The following is a 15,123-nucleotide window of genomic DNA, read 5'->3' on the forward strand; positions in this document are numbered from 1 at the left end:
GACGGCGGCACGCGTCCGGCCCGCACGCCACGGCCCCGGTGTCCGTCAGGGAACCGGGGCCGTCGCCGTGTGTCAGCCCTTCCAGGCCCGTGCCACCCGGCCGTCCTTCACCTCGAGGTTCAGCCGGCCCACGCGGTACTCCATGGTGATGATCGCCCCCGGCGGCAGCGCCCGCACCGTGGACCAGCCGCGCTCGCGCGCGAGGTGCTCCGCCCGCTCCGCGGCGAGGCCTACATAGGTGTCCGGGCTGTCGTGGGGTTCCGCGGAGGGTGTCGGAATGGGTGCCATACGGTCACGCTATGCCCTGGCCCGTGATCGCGGAAGTCCGCGTCGGGAACAGCGGACCGGATCCCCCGGCAGTCACACTTCTGTCACAGGATCACGACAGACGTCGTGACGGTGATCATCACTCGTACGGGCGGTTCGGTACGCCTTCCGCAGGCATTCGAACGTAATTCCCGCGTGTCACACCGCGACCGCGATAAACCCCGGCGGAAAGTGCCGGGGGAAGGCTCCCCGGACCTCATTCCCCTTTCGTCGCCGCGCATGATCACGGAAGCGGATGGACACAAGAAATTCTCGTTTCCCTCACGCGACCTGCACGCCCCTTCGTCGGAGCGCGCGCAGGAGCGAGCATCATGGCGTGGGCCCGGGGTACAGGTGGCGCGGGCTCCGGCGGGCCCGGCGCGCGATGAGCGAAGGGGCGAGCGATGGGGACGCAGACCGTTCACGGGGCGGCGCGGCCGACGCGCCGGCAGCGGCGCGGGCAGGTGGTGATCGACTGGCTGACCACCACCGACCACAAGAGGATCGGCCACCTCTACCTGATCACGTCGTTCGTGTTCTTCCTGGTCGCCGGCGTGATGGCGCTGCTGATGCGCGCCGAACTGGCCCGGCCCGGACTGCAGATCATCGGCAACCAGCAGTTCAACCAGATGTTCACGATGCACGGCACGATCATGCTGCTGCTGTTCGCGACGCCCAGTTTCGCCGGGTTCGCCAACGAGCTGATGCCGCTGCAGATCGGCGCGCCCGACGTGGCCTTCCCGCGACTGAACATGTTCTCGTACTGGCTGTTCCTCTTCGGCGGCCTGATCGTGCTCGGATCACTGCTGGTGACCGGGGGGCCGGCCGCGTACGGCTGGTTCGCCTACGCGCCGCTGAACAGCATGCGCTTCTCACCCGGCCTCGGCCCGGACCTGTGGATCATGGGGCTGGCGCTGGCCGGCTTCGGCACCATCCTCGGCGCGGTCAACTTCATCGCCACCATCGTCGGGATGCGCGCCCCCGGCATGACGATGTTCCGGATGCCGCTGTTCACCTGGAACACGCTGTTCACGTCGATCCTGATCCTTATGGCGTTCCCGGTGCTGGCGGCGGCGCTGCTGGTGCTGGAGGCGGACCGGCGGTTCGGCGCGCAGGTCTTCGAGGCCTCGAACGGCGGGGCGATCCTGTGGCAGCACCTGTTCTGGTTCTTCGGCCATCCCGAGGTCTACATCATCGCGCTGCCGTTCTTCGGCATCGTCACGGAGATCATCCCGGTCTTCAGCCGCAAGCCGCTGTTCGGCTATCTGACGCTGGTGGGCGCCACCATGGCCATCACGGGCCTGTCCGTCGTGGTGTGGGCGCACCACATGTTCGCCACCGGCGCGGTGCTGCTGCCGTTCTTCTCCTTCATGAGCTTCCTGATCGCGGTGCCGACGGGCGTGAAGTTCTTCAACTGGACCGGCACCATGATCAAGGGCTCGCTGTCCTTCGAGACGCCGATGCTGTGGGCGACCGGGTTCCTGGTGTCGTTCCTGTTCGGCGGGCTCACCGGGGTGCTGCTGGCGTCACCGCCACTGGACTTCCATGTGACGGACTCGTACTTCGTCGTCGCGCACTTCCACTACGTGGTCTTCGGCACCGTCGTCTTCGCGACGTTCGCCGGGTTCTACTTCTGGTGGCCCAAGTTCACCGGCAAGATGCTCGACGAACGGCTCGGCAGGATCCAGTTCTGGACGCTGTTCATCGGCTTCCACACCACGTTCCTGGTGCAGCACTGGCTGGGCGCCGAGGGCATGCCGCGCCGCTATGCCGACTATCTGGCGGCGGACGGCTTCACCGCGCTCAACACCGTCTCGACCATCGGCGCCTTCCTGCTCGGCCTCTCCACGCTGCCGTTCCTCTACAACGTCTGGAAGACCGCCAAGTACGGCGAGAAGGTGGAGGTCGACGACCCGTGGGGTTTCGGCCGCTCCCTGGAGTGGGCGACCTCGTGTCCGCCGCCCCGGCACAACTTCACGACGCTGCCCCGGGTCCGCTCGGAGTCGCCGGCGTTCGACCTGAACCATCCGCAGTACGCGTCCGAGACGTCCCAGCCCGAGCCAGAGAGCGAGCAAGCCGGTCATGAGCCGCTGTGATGGCGTCGATCAGCTCCACCGGTTCCAGGACCTCGAACTCGAAGCCCAGCAGCATCACATGGATCACCATGATGTCCAGGCTCGCGGCCCCGGTCCGCAGCAGACAGCTGTCCGGGCTCTCCGCCTCCAGGGTCCCCGTGGTGGGCGAGATCCGCTCGGCGGCCTCCTCCAGCGGGACCAGCAGGCGGATCACGGCGTGTGAGGCGTACACGCGCGTGGAGACGCCCCGGGAGACATAGGCCGCCAGGTCCTCGGCGGGCGGCTCGCGCGGGACGAAACGCGGCCCGTGCGGCGGCCTCGGGGTGATGCGGTCCGCGCGGAAGGTACGCCAGTCCTCGCGGTCGAGGTCCCAGGCGACCAGGTACCAGCGGCGCTCGGAGCACACCAGGCGGTGCGGTTCCACGGTACGACGGGTCGGCGTGCCGTCGTGGCCCCGGTACTCGAAGCGCAGGCGCTCGGCGTCCCGGCAGAGGTGGGCCAGCTCGGTCAGCACGGCCGGGTCGACGGCGTCGGCGCGGGGGCCGCGCAGCATCGGCACGGTGAAGGCGTTCAGGGCACCCACGCGGCGGCGCAGCCGGTCCGGCAGCACCTGCTCCAGCTTGGCGAGGGCGCGTACGGAGGTCTCGCCGATGCCCTCCACGCCCTGCCCGGCGGCGGTGCGCAGCCCGACGGCGACGGCCACGGCCTCCTCGTCGTCCAGGAGCAGCGGCGGCAGTTCGGCGCCCGCGCCCAGCTGGTAGCCACCGCCGGTGCCCGGGCTGGCGTGGACGGGGTAGCCGAGCTCGCGCAGCCGGTCCACGTCGCGGCGCACGGTGCGGGCGCTGACCCCAAGCCGGTCGGCCAGATCGGCGCCGGACCACTCGCGGTGGGCCTGGAGCAGGGACAGCAGGCGCAGCAGGCGTGCCGAGGTCTCCAACATGGGGCCAAGTCTGCCAGCCCTCGCGGACAGCTTCCGTCCTCGACGGGGGCGGGCGTCAGGGCTCGTACGCCAGCTGCGGCACCCGGAAGCAGGTGCGGTTCATGTCGCCCTGGGTGACCCAGCCCTCGCCGTCCCGCCAGCGGGCCACGGACAGACAGGTCCTGCTGGTCCTCGGCGGCTCGGGGGACGGTTCGAACGAGACCGGGAGCAGCAGTCCGCCGGCGGTGTAGCCCTCGGCGCGGTTCACGTAGCCGTCGACGCACGCGCGCGTGACGCCCGTACGCGTGCAGGACCGCGCCGCGTCGGTGAACCAGCGGGCGGCGGCCCAGCCCTCCAGCTGCCACTGGGAGTGCGTCGTCAGTCCCTCGGTGGCGTCCCGGAACTCGCGTACGGCCCGGTGGCCGGTGTCCTCGAAGTTGCGGCTGGAGCCGGTGGCCCACAGGGCGTTGCGGCAGTGCGGCGCGTCCTGGTACTGCTCGGCGACGGTGGAGGACCAGTTCTGCACGTTGGTGACCTTGGCGGTGACCCGGGCGCCGACGTCGTCCATGGCCTGGCACAGGCGGGCGTTGCCGTGGCCGTCGATGGCGTCGAAGACCAGGTCGGCGCCCTGCTCCTTCAGGTCGGCGGCCACCGCGCGGAAGTTGGGCAGCGCGAAGTCGACCTGTTCGGTGACGACCTCGTAGCCCTCGGCCTTCAGCCCCCGTTCGACGAGCCGTGCGTAGGCGGCGGACGCGGACTGGTTGTAGGAGACGACCGCGGCCGTGCGGGCGCCGTGCTCGCGCTTGAAGTAGCGGTAGACCTCCGTGCCGCCGTACAGCTTGCCGTCCCAGCCGGGTGTGCCGTTCCGGGGCGCGCTGCTGCCATAGACGCTGTACAGGTGCGGGTAGGTGTCGTACGCGGCGCCGATGGGCTGGCCACCGATGTCGGGCACGCCCGCGCGGGAGACGCGGGAGGCGCCCGCGTAGTCCAGGGCGGTGGTGGCCACCAGGGCGACGACCTCGTCCTCGTCGATCAGCTGGTGCACGCACTCGTTGTTGCCGACGCCGCTGCCGCCGTCGTCGCACAGCCGCACCTCGACGGGCCGTCCGTCGATGCCGCCGCGCGCGTTGAGCCGGTCGAACCAGGCTTTGGCGCCGTCGCGCGGGCCGGTGAAGGCGCCGCCGCCGACCGGGCTGGTGGCGCTGGTGACGATGCCCACGCGGATCGGTTCGCCGGTGGTCCGGGTGGGGGCGGGCGAGCGGCGGTCGTCGTGCTCGAAGTCGCTCTCCGGCAGGCGGCTGCCGCAGGCCGCGGTCAGGGCGAGGAGCAGGGCCGCGGCGAGTACCTCAGCAACCCGGGACGGCAGGGGGCGAGCCATCGCCGCTCAGCTGCACCAGCGCGCACAGGGACTTGACGGACACCTTCCACGTGCCGTTGTCCTCGACGGCCTTTCCGGAGGCGTCCGGGAGGGCGGTGACGCCCTTGACACTCAGCGCGAACTTCACGTCCGCCTCGGTCGGTGAGGTGAACGAGACCTCGGTGACCTCCGCCTTGACCTGCCCGCCGCGCTTGTCACCGCTGAACGCCTCGAGCACGGGCCCCAGGAACTGGCCGTGTTCCAGGAGCTTCTTCTTGTCGTCCAGGGACGTCGCGGGGTCGAAGAACTTCTCCCAGTTCTGCTTGACCTCCTGCTCGGCCTCCGCCCGGTTGGCGGGCGCGCTGCCCGGTGCGCTGGTCGTCCGGTCCGCCGTCGGCGTGGGGGCCGGGCCGGCGCCGCCACCACCGCCGTCGCCGCACGCGGCGAGGACCGGCCCGAGGACCAGCACCAGGGCTGCCGTGAGCGCCGTACCCCGCCCCGCCGCCCGTGGGCCGTGTCCCCTCCTCGCGTTCCCCCACCTGAGGTCGCTGCCGAGAACCATGGGCTCACCAATCGGGTGTCGGTGCGGGCCGTGCGCGCCCGGTGCTTTCAGGGTCGGCGCGCAGGGGGCATAGTGCAACCGGTCGGCCGACTCGGCCGGGGGCGGGCAGGCACAGCCACAGACCCCGACGTGTGGGAGCCATGATGCGGACAGCCCGACAGCGGACCGCGCACCCCGTCCTGTGGGCCGGCTGGGCCGTGCTCGCCGCCGGTGCGGTGCTGTGCGTCCTCGGCTGGTACGGCGTCTCGGGTGAGCGGTACGCCGAACGGCAGCTGCCCTACCTGGCCTCCTGCACGATCCCGGGCGCCGCGCTGATCATCGCCGGTGCGGTGCTGCTGGCCCAGGGGCGGGGCGCGGTCGCCGCCGCACGCGTGGAGGAGCTGTACGGCCTGCTGGTGGCCGCGGAGCCGGCCGGCGCCGACGCGCGGGGGCCTGCGGCCGACGCGCCGGTCGCGGTCGGCGGGGAGATGCTGAGGGTGCCGGGCGGGACGCTGTGGCACCGCGCGGACTGCCCGCTGGTCGCGGGGAAGACGGAGGCGGTTGCGGTGGACGCGAAGCTCGTGACGAGCGGTGAGCTCAGACCCTGCCCGATCTGCGAACCCGCCGAAGAGACCGACGGCTGAAGTCCTCGCCCATGGCCTCCCTGACGTACGACCTGACCCTGGCCGGTCTGTCGGTGGGCGCCGCCGCGGCGCTCACCGGGATCGGTCTGATCGTGACGTACCGGGCGACCGGGGTGCTGAACTTCGCGCACGGGGCGATCGCGATGGTGTGCGCGTATGTGCTGCGCGGCTGCGTGGTCGACTGGGGCTGGCCGCTGTGGTGGGCCGCCGCGCTGACGACGCTGGTGGTGGCGCCGGGGATCGGGGTGGTGCTGGAGCGGTTCGTGTTCCGGCCGCTGTCCGTGCGGGGCGGCGATCCGGCGCAGACGCTGGTGGCGGCCATCGGGGTGTTCGTGCTGCTGGTGGGCGGAGCGGCGCTGCTGTGGGGGCAGGGAGCGCGGGACGACGCGCCGGTGCTGGTGTCGGCGGATCCGTGGGGGCAGCTGGCGGTGGTGGCCGTGCTGGCCGCCGGGGTCGGGGCGGTGATCCGCTGGACGCGGTTCGGGCGGGAGCTGCGGGCCGTCGTGGACGACCGGCACCTGGCCGTGCTCGCCGGTGTCGACGCGGACCGGGTCGCGGCGGCGGGCTGGGCCTTCGGTTCGTTCACGGCCGGTCTGACCGGCGTACTGCTGGCTCCGTTCGTGCGGCTGGACCCGTACGGGCTGCCGCTGCTCGTCATGGAGGTGGTGGCGGTCGCGGTCGCCGCGCGGATGCGGAGCCTGCCGGTGGCGGTGGCCGTCGCGCTCGGCATCGGGGTGGCGCAGAGTCAGCTGACGCGGCTGCACCCGTCGGGGTGGGGTGAGCCGCTGTTCCAGGCGGTAGGCGCCAACCTCTTCGTCGTGGCGCTGCTGTTCGCCGCCCTGGTGGTGCCCGGGGTCGGCACGCGCGAGGCGCTCCCGCACACGGCCACCGCGCGGCTGCCGACACCGCCGGGCGCCTGGATCGTGGCCGGGGTGCTGTTCCTGCTGCCGCTGGGCTTCGCCGGGCGCGATCTGCACACGGCGGTGCAGGTGCCGGCGCTCGCAGTGGTGCTGCTGTCCCTGGTGGTGGTCACCGGCCGGGGCGGCCAGATCTCGCTCGGGCAGGCGGCGTACGCGGGCCTGGGCGCCCTGTTCACGGCGCTCCTCGCGGCCGGTCGCTTCCCCGGCCTCCCCCGGCTGCCGGAGCTCGTCGCGCTCGCGGTGGCGGTCGTCCTGGTCGCTCCGCTGGGCGTGCTGACGGGCTGGCCGGCGATCGGCCGCCGGGGGCTCGCGCCGGCACTGGCGACGTTCGCGGTGGGCGTCGGCGTGAGCCGCTTCGTCTTCGACCAGCCGTACGCCACGTCGGGGCTGTCCCTGGACCGCCCGGCGGGCTTCGACGGCGACCGCGCGTACTACGTGCTGGAGCTCGCCCTCCTGGCGTGCGCGCTGACGGCGGCCTGGGCCCTGCGCCGGGGCCGTACGGGCCGTGCGCTGGCGGCGATGCGGGACCACGAGTCCGGGGCGCGGGCGGCGGGCGTCCGCGTGCCGTCGCTGAAACTCCTGGCCTTCGTCTGCGGTGCCGCGCTGGCCGCACTCGGCGGCGGCATGCTCGGCATGGGGCTGCGCGCCTTCGACCCCTCCGCGTACGACCCCGTACGGGGCCTGCTGTGGTTCGCCGCGGTGGTGGTCCTGGGCGCCGACAGCACCCTGGGCGCACTCCTCGCCGCGGCCCTGCTGGTCGGTCTGGACGCCGGCACGCGCGGGGGCGTGGCCGCGGCCGTGATCGGCGTCCTGGCGGTCCTGACGGGCCGCTTCCCGGGCGGCCCCCACGACGCGCTGCGCGCGGCGGCGGAACGGCTGCGGCCGGACCGGCCACCGGAACCGACACCGCTGGGTGCCCGGGTGCGCCGTCGGCTCCGCGGGCCGCAGCCCGCCCCGACGCGCGCTCCGGTGCCGACGGGAGCGACGGCGACGGGCGCGGGCCGGCGGGGGAAGGTGGCCCCGGGAGGGCTGTACGCGGCAACCCGACGGCTCGACCGGCCCCCGACCGCCACTCCGACTCCGACTCCCACTCCGACGGCGGAACATCCCCCCGGCGCCCCGCCGACCGGGCTGTCTCAGGGGGACGCCGGCCAGGGCGCGGCGGCGCGGGGCGAGGGCGTCGGTCCCCCGGGTTCCCCGGGCACCCCTCGTGCTCCGTCGCCCGAAGACGCCCGCGGGCAGCCGCCCCCGGAGGCGACGGCGTACCGGGACAGGGAGGGCCGTCGGCGGAGCCACGCCGCCCCGGACGGCCCGCCCCCCGGATCACGCCGCCCGACCGGCGCCCCCGCACCCGGGGCCACCGCGCCCCACGTCCTCGAGGCCCGTGCCCTGCACGCCCGCTACGGCGGGTTCACCGCGCTGGACGGTGTGGATCTCGGCCTTCCGGCCGGGCGGGTGACGGCCGTCGTCGGGCCCAACGGGGCCGGTAAGAGCACGCTGTTCCACTGTCTGGCGGGGACGCTGCGGCCCGCGCGGGGGTCGGTCCGGCTCGCGGGGCGGGACATCACGCGGCTGCCCGCGCACGCCCGCACCCGGCTCGGCATCGCGCGGACGTTCCAGCAGCTGGCGGTCTTCCCGACGCTGACCGTGGCCGAGAACGTGCGCGTCGGTGCCGAGCAGAGCCGGCGCGGCGATCCCGGCGCCGTGGAGCGGACGCTGCGACTCCTCGGGCTGGACGGGCCGGTGCGGGCCCGGCCGGCGGCCGGGCTGCCCACCGGGACGCTGCGCCGGGTGGAACTCGCGCGGGCCCTCGCCGCCGGCCCGCGCGTGCTCCTGCTGGACGAACCCGCCGCCGGTCTCGACACCGCCGAGGTCGCCGCGCTGGCCCGGATCCTCAAGGCGCTGGCCGCCGACGGCACGGCGCTCCTGGTCGTCGAGCACGATCTGGACCTGGTGGCCGACCTCGCCGACGTCGTGCACGTGATGACGGCGGGCCGGATCGTTGCCTCCGGGCCCCCCGGTCATGTCCTGGACACCGTCGGCGAGGCGAACCGCCCATGACCACGACCGTCCTCTCCCTGCGCCGCGCGCGCGTGCGGTACGGCCCCCTGGAGGCCCTGCACGGCGTCACCCTCGCCGCCCCGGGCCCCGGACTCACCGTGCTGCTGGGCCGCAACGGCTCCGGTCGTACGACCGTCCTGCGCGCGCTGGCCGGCGCCGTGCCGCTGTCCGGCGGGGCGGTGTGGTGGGACGACGTCGACGTGACCGGCGTACCGGCGTACGAGCGGGCCCGGCGCGGACTGTGCCTGGTGCCGGAGCGCCAGGCGGTGTTCGGCTCCCTCACCGTGCGCGAGAACCTCGCCCTCACCGCGCCCGACCCCGATCCGGCCCTCGGCGCCTACCCGCGGCTGCGGCCGCTGCTGGAGCGCCGGGCCGGCACGCTCTCCGGCGGTGAGCAGCGCATGCTGGCCCTGTCCCGGGCGTTGCTCGCCCGCGCGCGCGTGGTGCTCGTCGACGAGCCCGCGCAGGGCATGTCCCCCGCGGTCGCGGCCCGCACCTACGCGCTGCTGGCCGCCCTCGACGCGTGCGTGGTCGTCGCGGAGCAGCGGCTGCCGCCCGCACTGCGCGACCACCCCGCCTTCGTGTACGTACTGCGCCGCGGCTCGGTGGTGTTCGCCGGGGAGGCGGGCGAACTCGGCCGGTCCACCTCCGCACAGCAGGGTTAGGGGGTGTCGTTCGGATCCTGCCGAGGCGAGCGGGGCCCGGCACCGCTCCCTGGAGCCGGTCCGATCCGAACGACACCCCCGGGAGCGCCGACGGGCCCCGTCCGGTCGGCCGACCGGACGGGGCGCCGTGTCCCGGGCGAGGGGGGCGGCTCAGACGACGAGACGCTGTCCGGGCACGATCACGTCGGGGTCCGGGCCGATGACGGACCGGTTGGCCTCGTACAGGCGCTGCCAGTCGAGCCCGTGCCGCGCGGCCACAGCGCTCAGTGTGTCGCCCGCGCGGACGGTGTAGTCGCCGCCGGGCGCCCCCCGGTCCGCGTGCCCGGCCGGACGGGCCGGCGTCGTCGACGGCTCGGACGGTCGCGCCGGTTGCGACGACTTCGAGGTCGTCGAGGAGCTCGACGGGGCCTTGTCCGCGGTCACCGCGCCGGCGGCGGGTGCGTTCCCGGACGCCCCCGCGCGGGCGGAGCAGGTCGGCCAGGCGCCCCACCCCTGGGCGCGCTGGACCTTCGTGGCCACCGCGATCTGCTGGGACCTGGTGGCCCGGTCGGCCGTCGGCGCGTAGGCCGTACCGCCGTAGGCGCGCCAGGTGGCGCCGGAGAACTGGAGTCCGCCGTAATAGCCGTTGCCGGTGTTGATGTGCCAGTTGCCGCCGCTCTCGCACTGTGCGATGCGGTCCCACACTCCGCTGTCCGCCGCCGTGGCGTTCCCGGTCGCGGCCAGCAGTGCCAGGGGCGCGAGCAGTGCCGCGCCGGCGAGGGCCGCCGTCGTACGGGTCTTGCGAGCGTTGTCGCGGGTGTTATCGGCACATTCGGACATGTAGGTCCCTTCCCAAGGACTCGGGGTCCCCCAGGACGGAACGCCGCTCACCACGCCATGAGGCGTGTGAGCCGCGCTCGCCCCGTCCGCCTTCGGGTCGTGCGGTGGTGCTGTGCGGTTTGGTCGGCGGACGTACCCGAGCGGTGCTCGCTGCACACGGCGGAGGAATCTAAGGAACCCGAGGGTCCCGGATCAACCAACGCCTCGTCATGCCAGGCCAGTTGCGCCTTACCTCGGGTATCGGCGATTTTCGGCCACCCACTTCATTCGCTGATTTCCGGATTTATCGACCACCCCGCCGGGTAACCTGTGAGCCTCCTCACCCGTTCAACCACAGTGCACGCGCGGACAGTTGACGGTGAGTGGCCGATTCCGCGCCCGCCGTGACCGTGCGCGCTGGATGGTTCGATTCCGTTCGCCCTCGGGCGTGACTCCCGCCACAGATCGCCCGTTGTCTTCTTCATGAGCCGGGGACCCACCCCGACCACGGGCCGGGAGCCACCCGGCCTCGTCACGCACCGCATCCCGAGGGAGCCACCCGTGCCGCGCATGCTCGACGTCAGCGACGAGGTACGCGCCGAGATCGGCGACGAAGAAGCAGACCGCCTGCTCGCCGGAGCGTCGGCCCCGGGCAGTTACGACTGCACCTCCTGCCGCACCCCGGGCGACCCGGGACAGGAGCGCACCAGCACCGTCCTGTTCATCGGCGACGAGACCGCCGTGCTCGCCTTCGCCCACGCCACCTGCCTGCCCTCGCAGGTCGTCCAGGTCACCGAGGAGCAGCTCCAGGGGGCCGTGCGGGCCATCGGCGGGGACACCGCGACGCCGGCGCCGGCGCCCGCGAACGTCGCGCCCGAGCAGGCCGTTCTCGGGGTGACCAGCGGACTGGTCCTGATCTCCGGGGAGTTGCACCCGGCCCTGGTCGTCGAGCCGACCGCGCCGGTCGCGCGGCCCGGTTCGCTCGGGGCCGGCGACGACTTCCTGCCGTTGCTCATCGAGCAGGGCTTCATGCCGCTGACCGAGCTGTCGGCCGTACCCCCGGCGCTGCACGGCTGGTCGGTGCTGCTCGCCGCGGGACAACTGCACGCCGTGCTCCAGCCGAACCCGAACGGCGGCCGGCCGGTGGCCTGGTGGCAGGCGCACCAGCCGCTCCAGGTCACCGACGGCTGGCGGTCGGCGGCCAACAAGCACCAGCAGGTGCTGATGTTCGCGGCCCCGGTCGGCTCGATCGGCCGCCAGCCGCGCGAGGACCTGCTGCGCGACGCGCTGGACAAGGCGGCGGCGAACGGCAAACTCGTCGCCGCGGCGCTGCCGCTCGCCGGCATCTGACCGACCCGACCCGCACGCGACGGGCACACGGTCGGCGAAAGGCACAAAAGGGCCGCATCCCTTACGGCACGGGGTCGTTTGGACATACGTGCACGCATACGACGCTCCCCGCCGCCAGTCCCTCGCCTCGGTCCCCGCCCCCGTGCGCCCGGCGCAGGACTCCCGGAGCGGCCTCTCGGCCACGCCGATCTACGACGCCCTGTACACCGAGTACGTCAAGTCCTTCCGTTCACTGCCGGGTGACCGCAGCGGTGAGGAGGAGCTGGGCTTCACCGCCTTCGGGAACATCCCGCACAGTACGGGCTCGTACGGCGGCCACAGCCCGGGGTCGTTCGGTGCCTCCCTGGTGAGCGGTGCGTACGGCGCCTATGGCGCGGGGGCGAGCAGCACCCGTCACGGCGCGGGTCAGCAACCGCAGTGGCAGCGGGTCGGCACGGTCGGCCGGACCGCCTCCGGCATGCACCACGTGCCGGCCGGACTGCCACCGACCCCGCGCAGAGGCGCCTGACCGAGGCATGGTGAAGGGGCGGCCCCGATCGGGGCCGCCCCTTCACCATGCCTGTCGTTCGCTACTTCTTCTTGCCGCGCTTCTCGCGGACCCGCACCGAGATGTGGATCGGCGTCCCCTCGAAGCCGAACTCCTCGCGCAGCCGGCGCTCGATGAAGCGCCGGTAGCCCGCCTCGATGAAGCCGGAGGCGAACAGCACGAACCGCGGCGGCCTGGTGCCCGCCTGCGTGCCGAACAGGATGCGCGGCTGCTTGCCGCCCCGCACGGGATGCGGGTGGGCGGCGACCAGCTCACCGAGGAAGGCGTTCAGCCTGCCCGTCGGGACCCGGGTCTCCCACCCCTCCAGGGCCGTCTCGATGGCCGGGACCAGCTTCTCCATGTGGCGGCCGGTGTGCGCCGAGACGTTCACCCGGGGCGCCCACGCGACCTGGCCGAGCTCGGTCTCGATCTCCCGCTCCAGGTAGTAGCGGCGCTCCTCGTCGAGGGTGTCCCACTTGTTGTACGCGAGGACGAGCGCGCGGCCCGCCTCCACGGCCATGGTGACGATGCGCTGGTCCTGCACCGAGATGGAATCCGCGGCGTCGATGAGGACGACGGCGACCTCGGCCTTCTCGACGGCGGCGGCGGTGCGCAGCGAGGCGTAGTAGTCGGCGCCCTGCTGGAGGTGGACGCGCTTGCGGATGCCCGCCGTGTCGACGAACTTCCAGGTCTTGCCGCCCAGTTCGATCATCTCGTCGACCGGGTCACGGGTGGTGCCGGCGAGTTCGTTGACGACGACCCGCTCCTCGCCCGCGACCTTGTTCAGCAGCGAGGACTTGCCGACGTTGGGCCTGCCGATCAGGGCGACCCGGCGCGGGCCGCCGACGGCGGTGCCGAAGGTCTGCGCCGGGGCCTCCGGCAGGACCTCCAGGACCTGGTCCAGCATGTCGCCGGTGCCGCGGCCGTGCAGGGCCGAGACCGGATGCGGCTCACCCAGACCCAGCGACCACAGGTAGGCCGCGTCGGCCTCGCCGCTCGGCCCGTCCACCTTGTTGGCGCACAGCACGACCGGCTTGCCGGCCTTGCGCAGCAGCCGGACGACGGCCTCGTCGGTGTCGGTGGCGCCGACCTTGGCGTCGACGACGAAGACGACCGCGTCGGCGGCCTCGATGGCGTACTCGGCCTGCGCGGCCACGGAGGCGTCGATGCCGAGGACGTCCTGCTCCCAGCCGCCGGTGTCGACGACCTTGAAGCGGCGGCCCGCCCACTCGGCCTCGTAGGTGACGCGGTCGCGGGTGACGCCCGGCTTGTCCTCGACGACGGCCTCGCGGCGGCCGATGATGCGGTTCACCAGGGTCGACTTGCCGACATTGGGACGTCCGACGACGGCGAGCACGGGCAGCGGACCGTGTCCGGCGGCCTCGATCGCGCCCTCGATGTCCTCGAGGTCGAAGCCCTCCTCCGCGGCGAGCTCCACGAACTCCGCGAACTCGGCATCGCCCAGCGCCCCGTGATCGTGCTCGTGCTCGGCCGAGCCGTCGGGCTGGATGTGGTCGTTCATGAAGTCCGTACCTCGTTGTTCATCGTGGTGATCGGTGGACCACCCCGTAACAGGGTGATCCACTACTCAGTGTCGCCTAGCGCCCGGTGAGGCGCCTGGCGTTTTCCAGGTGGGCGGTGAGCTGCTTCTGGATGCGCTCGGTCGCCTCGTCGAGCGCCTTGCGCGTGCGTCGCCCGCTGCCGTCGCCCGCCTCGAACGGGTCGCCGAAGACGACGTCGACGCGGGAGCGCAGCGGAGGCAGCGCCTTTATCAACCGTCCGGGCCGGTCCGAACTTCCCAGCACGGCGACGGGCACGATCGGCGCCCCGCCGCGGACGGCGAAGTACGCGAGCCCCGCGCGCAGCGAGGCGAAGTCGCCCTCGCCGCGCGTGCCCTCGGGGAAGATACCGAGGACACCGCCCTGCTCCAGCACGCCCAGCGCCCGGGAGATCGCCGTGCGGTCGGTGGTGTTCCGGTCCACCTTGAGCTGGCCGATGCCGGTCAGGAACGGATCGAGCGGGCCGATGAACGCCTCCTTCTTGATCAGGAAGTGTGTCGGCCGGGGCGCCACGCCCATGACCATCGGCCCGTCGACGTTGTGGGAGTGGTTCACGGCGAAGATCACCGGGCCGGCCGCGGGCACCCGCCAGGCACCCAGCACACGCGGCTTCCACAGCCCGTACATCAGGCCGACGCCGATGCGCCGCCCGACCTCGGCGCTCCGCACCGATGGGACGTCGGTCACTTCCCGGCCCGCTTCTCCTCGACGAGGGTGACGACACACTCGATGACCTGCGGCAGGGTCAGGTCGGTGGTGTCCACCTCGACCGCGTCGCCGGCCTTGGCCAGCGGGGAGGTCTTGCGGCTGGAGTCCGCCGCGTCCCGCTTGGCCAGGGCCTCGCGGGTGGTGTTCAGGTCGGCGCCCTTCAGCTCGCCGCTGCGGCGGGCCGCCCGCGCCTCCGGGGAGGCGGTGAGGAAGATCTTCAGGTCGGCGTCGGGGAGCACGGTGGTGCCGATGTCACGCCCCTCGACGACGATGCCGGTGACGGCGGAGGCGGCGATGGAGCGCTGCAGCTCGGTGATCCGCGTCCGCACCTCGGGAACCGCGCTGACCGCGCTGACCTTGGCGGTGACGTCCTGCCCGCGGATCGGCCCGGCCACGTCGACCCCGTCGACGGTGATGGTCGGGTTCTCGGGGTCGGTGCCCGAGACGATCTCCGGCTTCGCGGCCACGGCGGCGATCGCGGTGGGGTCGTCGGTGTCGATGCCGTGGTGCACCATCCACCAGGTGATCGCCCGGTACTGGGCGCCGGTGTCCAGGTAGCTCAGGCCGAGCTGCGCCGCCACGGCCTTCGACGTGCTCGACTTGCCCGTGCCGGAGGGGCCGTCGATGGCGACAATCACGGGCTGGGCGGCGCCGTTTTCCACGGAGGAACACCTTCCTGGTGCGGTGGAGGGGT

The 15,123-nt window shown here is 73.2% G+C and carries 13 protein-coding genes and 1 pseudogene; 6 read left to right on the forward strand and 8 right to left on the reverse strand.

Annotated features, from left to right (window positions below):
• Positions 1-72: 72 nt before the first annotated feature.
• Positions 73-288, reverse strand: coding sequence for an I78 family peptidase inhibitor (locus IE178_RS07045; protein WP_193511632.1), 216 nt, complete (start codon positions 286-288; stop codon positions 73-75).
• A gap of 422 nt (positions 289-710) precedes the next feature.
• On the opposite strand from IE178_RS07045, the pseudogene ctaD reads away from it, so the two are divergent.
• Positions 711-2,396 (forward strand): annotated as a pseudogene (gene ctaD, locus IE178_RS07050) (aa3-type cytochrome oxidase subunit I); the annotation flags it as partial.
• On the opposite strand, the gene IE178_RS07055 reads toward ctaD, so the two are convergent.
• The 3 genes from IE178_RS07055 to IE178_RS07065 are packed head-to-tail and all read right to left on the reverse strand — an operon-like array spanning position 2,281 to position 5,219.
• Positions 2,281-3,321: a helix-turn-helix transcriptional regulator gene (locus IE178_RS07055; RefSeq protein WP_193511633.1), complete on the reverse strand. Its 1,041-nt coding sequence runs from the start codon at positions 3,319-3,321 to the stop codon at positions 2,281-2,283. The pseudogene ctaD and the gene IE178_RS07055 overlap by 116 nt on opposite strands.
• Before the next feature lie 55 nt (positions 3,322-3,376).
• On the reverse strand, positions 3,377-4,678 hold the full coding sequence (locus IE178_RS07060; RefSeq protein ID WP_193511634.1) for an ABC transporter substrate-binding protein: 1,302 nt from the start codon (positions 4,676-4,678) through the stop codon (positions 3,377-3,379).
• Positions 4,647-5,219 carry an MTB12 C-terminal domain-containing protein gene (locus tag IE178_RS07065; RefSeq protein ID WP_184766121.1) on the reverse strand — a complete coding sequence of 191 codons (573 nt, stop codon included), beginning with the start codon at positions 5,217-5,219 and terminating at the stop codon, positions 4,647-4,649. The genes IE178_RS07060 and IE178_RS07065 overlap by 32 nt, the downstream gene beginning before the upstream one ends.
• Before the next feature lie 143 nt (positions 5,220-5,362).
• On the opposite strand from IE178_RS07065, the gene IE178_RS07070 reads away from it, so the two are divergent.
• From IE178_RS07070 to IE178_RS07080, 3 genes are read left to right on the forward strand one after another with little or no spacing between them, the layout of a single operon-like run.
• Positions 5,363-5,842, forward strand: a complete 480-nt coding sequence (locus IE178_RS07070) for a hypothetical protein (RefSeq protein WP_193511635.1) — start codon at positions 5,363-5,365, stop codon at positions 5,840-5,842.
• 11 nt (positions 5,843-5,853) lie between these two features.
• Positions 5,854-8,823, forward strand: coding sequence for an ABC transporter permease subunit (locus IE178_RS07075; RefSeq protein ID WP_193511636.1), 2,970 nt, complete (start codon positions 5,854-5,856; stop codon positions 8,821-8,823).
• Entirely contained in the window at positions 8,820-9,488 is a 669-nt protein-coding gene (locus IE178_RS07080) for an ABC transporter ATP-binding protein (RefSeq protein ID WP_184766124.1), read from the forward strand. The genes IE178_RS07075 and IE178_RS07080 overlap by 4 nt, the downstream gene beginning before the upstream one ends.
• A 150-nt stretch (positions 9,489-9,638) precedes the next feature.
• Here the strand turns inward: IE178_RS07080 and IE178_RS07085 are convergent, their stop codons facing one another.
• The gene (locus IE178_RS07085; RefSeq protein WP_193511637.1) at positions 9,639-10,307 is read right to left on the reverse strand and encodes a LysM peptidoglycan-binding domain-containing protein; all 669 of its coding nucleotides are present in this window, start codon (positions 10,305-10,307) and stop codon (positions 9,639-9,641) included.
• 540 nt (positions 10,308-10,847) lie between these two features.
• Here IE178_RS07085 and IE178_RS07090 point away from each other — a divergent pair.
• Positions 10,848-11,636 (forward strand): DUF8842 C-terminal domain-containing protein, encoded by a 789-nt coding sequence (locus IE178_RS07090; protein WP_184766126.1) that lies wholly within the window; start codon positions 10,848-10,850, stop codon positions 11,634-11,636.
• Between the two features lie 88 nt (positions 11,637-11,724).
• Positions 11,725-12,144: a hypothetical protein gene (locus IE178_RS07095; RefSeq protein ID WP_184766127.1), complete on the forward strand. Its 420-nt coding sequence runs from the start codon at positions 11,725-11,727 to the stop codon at positions 12,142-12,144.
• A 61-nt stretch (positions 12,145-12,205) separates the two neighbouring features.
• Here IE178_RS07095 and der read toward each other — a convergent pair whose 3' ends face one another.
• From der to cmk, 3 genes are all read right to left on the reverse strand, one after another.
• A complete protein-coding gene (gene der, locus IE178_RS07100) occupies positions 12,206-13,684 on the reverse strand; it encodes a ribosome biogenesis GTPase Der (protein WP_184766128.1) in 1,479 nt (492 codons plus the stop codon).
• Between the two features lie 76 nt (positions 13,685-13,760).
• Entirely contained in the window at positions 13,761-14,408 is a 648-nt protein-coding gene (locus IE178_RS07105; RefSeq protein ID WP_193511638.1) for a lysophospholipid acyltransferase family protein, read from the reverse strand.
• Complete coding sequence (cmk, locus tag IE178_RS07110) at positions 14,405-15,091, reverse strand: (d)CMP kinase (protein WP_184766130.1); 687 nt, start codon at positions 15,089-15,091, stop codon at positions 14,405-14,407. Before cmk ends, IE178_RS07105 begins: the two co-directional genes overlap by 4 nt.
• Between the last annotated feature and the right edge of the window lie 32 nt (positions 15,092-15,123).

It is taken from the genome of Streptomyces griseoloalbus (assembly GCA_014650015.1).
GTDB lineage: Bacteria > Actinomycetota > Actinomycetes > Streptomycetales > Streptomycetaceae > Streptomyces > Streptomyces griseoloalbus.

Bases quoted from the DNA above. Each gene is read 5' to 3' on its own strand.
- IE178_RS07045 (WP_193511632.1), bottom strand. From the start codon at position 288: ATGGCACCCATTCCGACACCCTCCGCGGAACCCCACGACAGCCCGGAC.
- IE178_RS07055 (WP_193511633.1), bottom strand. From the start codon at position 3,321: ATGTTGGAGACCTCGGCACGCCTGCTGCGCCTGCTGTCCCTGCTCCAG.
- IE178_RS07060 (WP_193511634.1), bottom strand. From the start codon at position 4,678: ATGGCTCGCCCCCTGCCGTCCCGGGTTGCTGAGGTACTCGCCGCGGCC.
- IE178_RS07065 (WP_184766121.1), bottom strand. From the start codon at position 5,219: ATGGTTCTCGGCAGCGACCTCAGGTGGGGGAACGCGAGGAGGGGACAC.
- IE178_RS07070 (WP_193511635.1), top strand. From the start codon at position 5,363: ATGCGGACAGCCCGACAGCGGACCGCGCACCCCGTCCTGTGGGCCGGC.
- IE178_RS07075 (WP_193511636.1), top strand. From the start codon at position 5,854: ATGGCCTCCCTGACGTACGACCTGACCCTGGCCGGTCTGTCGGTGGGC.
- IE178_RS07080 (WP_184766124.1), top strand. From the start codon at position 8,820: ATGACCACGACCGTCCTCTCCCTGCGCCGCGCGCGCGTGCGGTACGGC.
- IE178_RS07085 (WP_193511637.1), bottom strand. From the start codon at position 10,307: ATGTCCGAATGTGCCGATAACACCCGCGACAACGCTCGCAAGACCCGT.
- der (WP_184766128.1), bottom strand. From the start codon at position 13,684: ATGAACGACCACATCCAGCCCGACGGCTCGGCCGAGCACGAGCACGAT.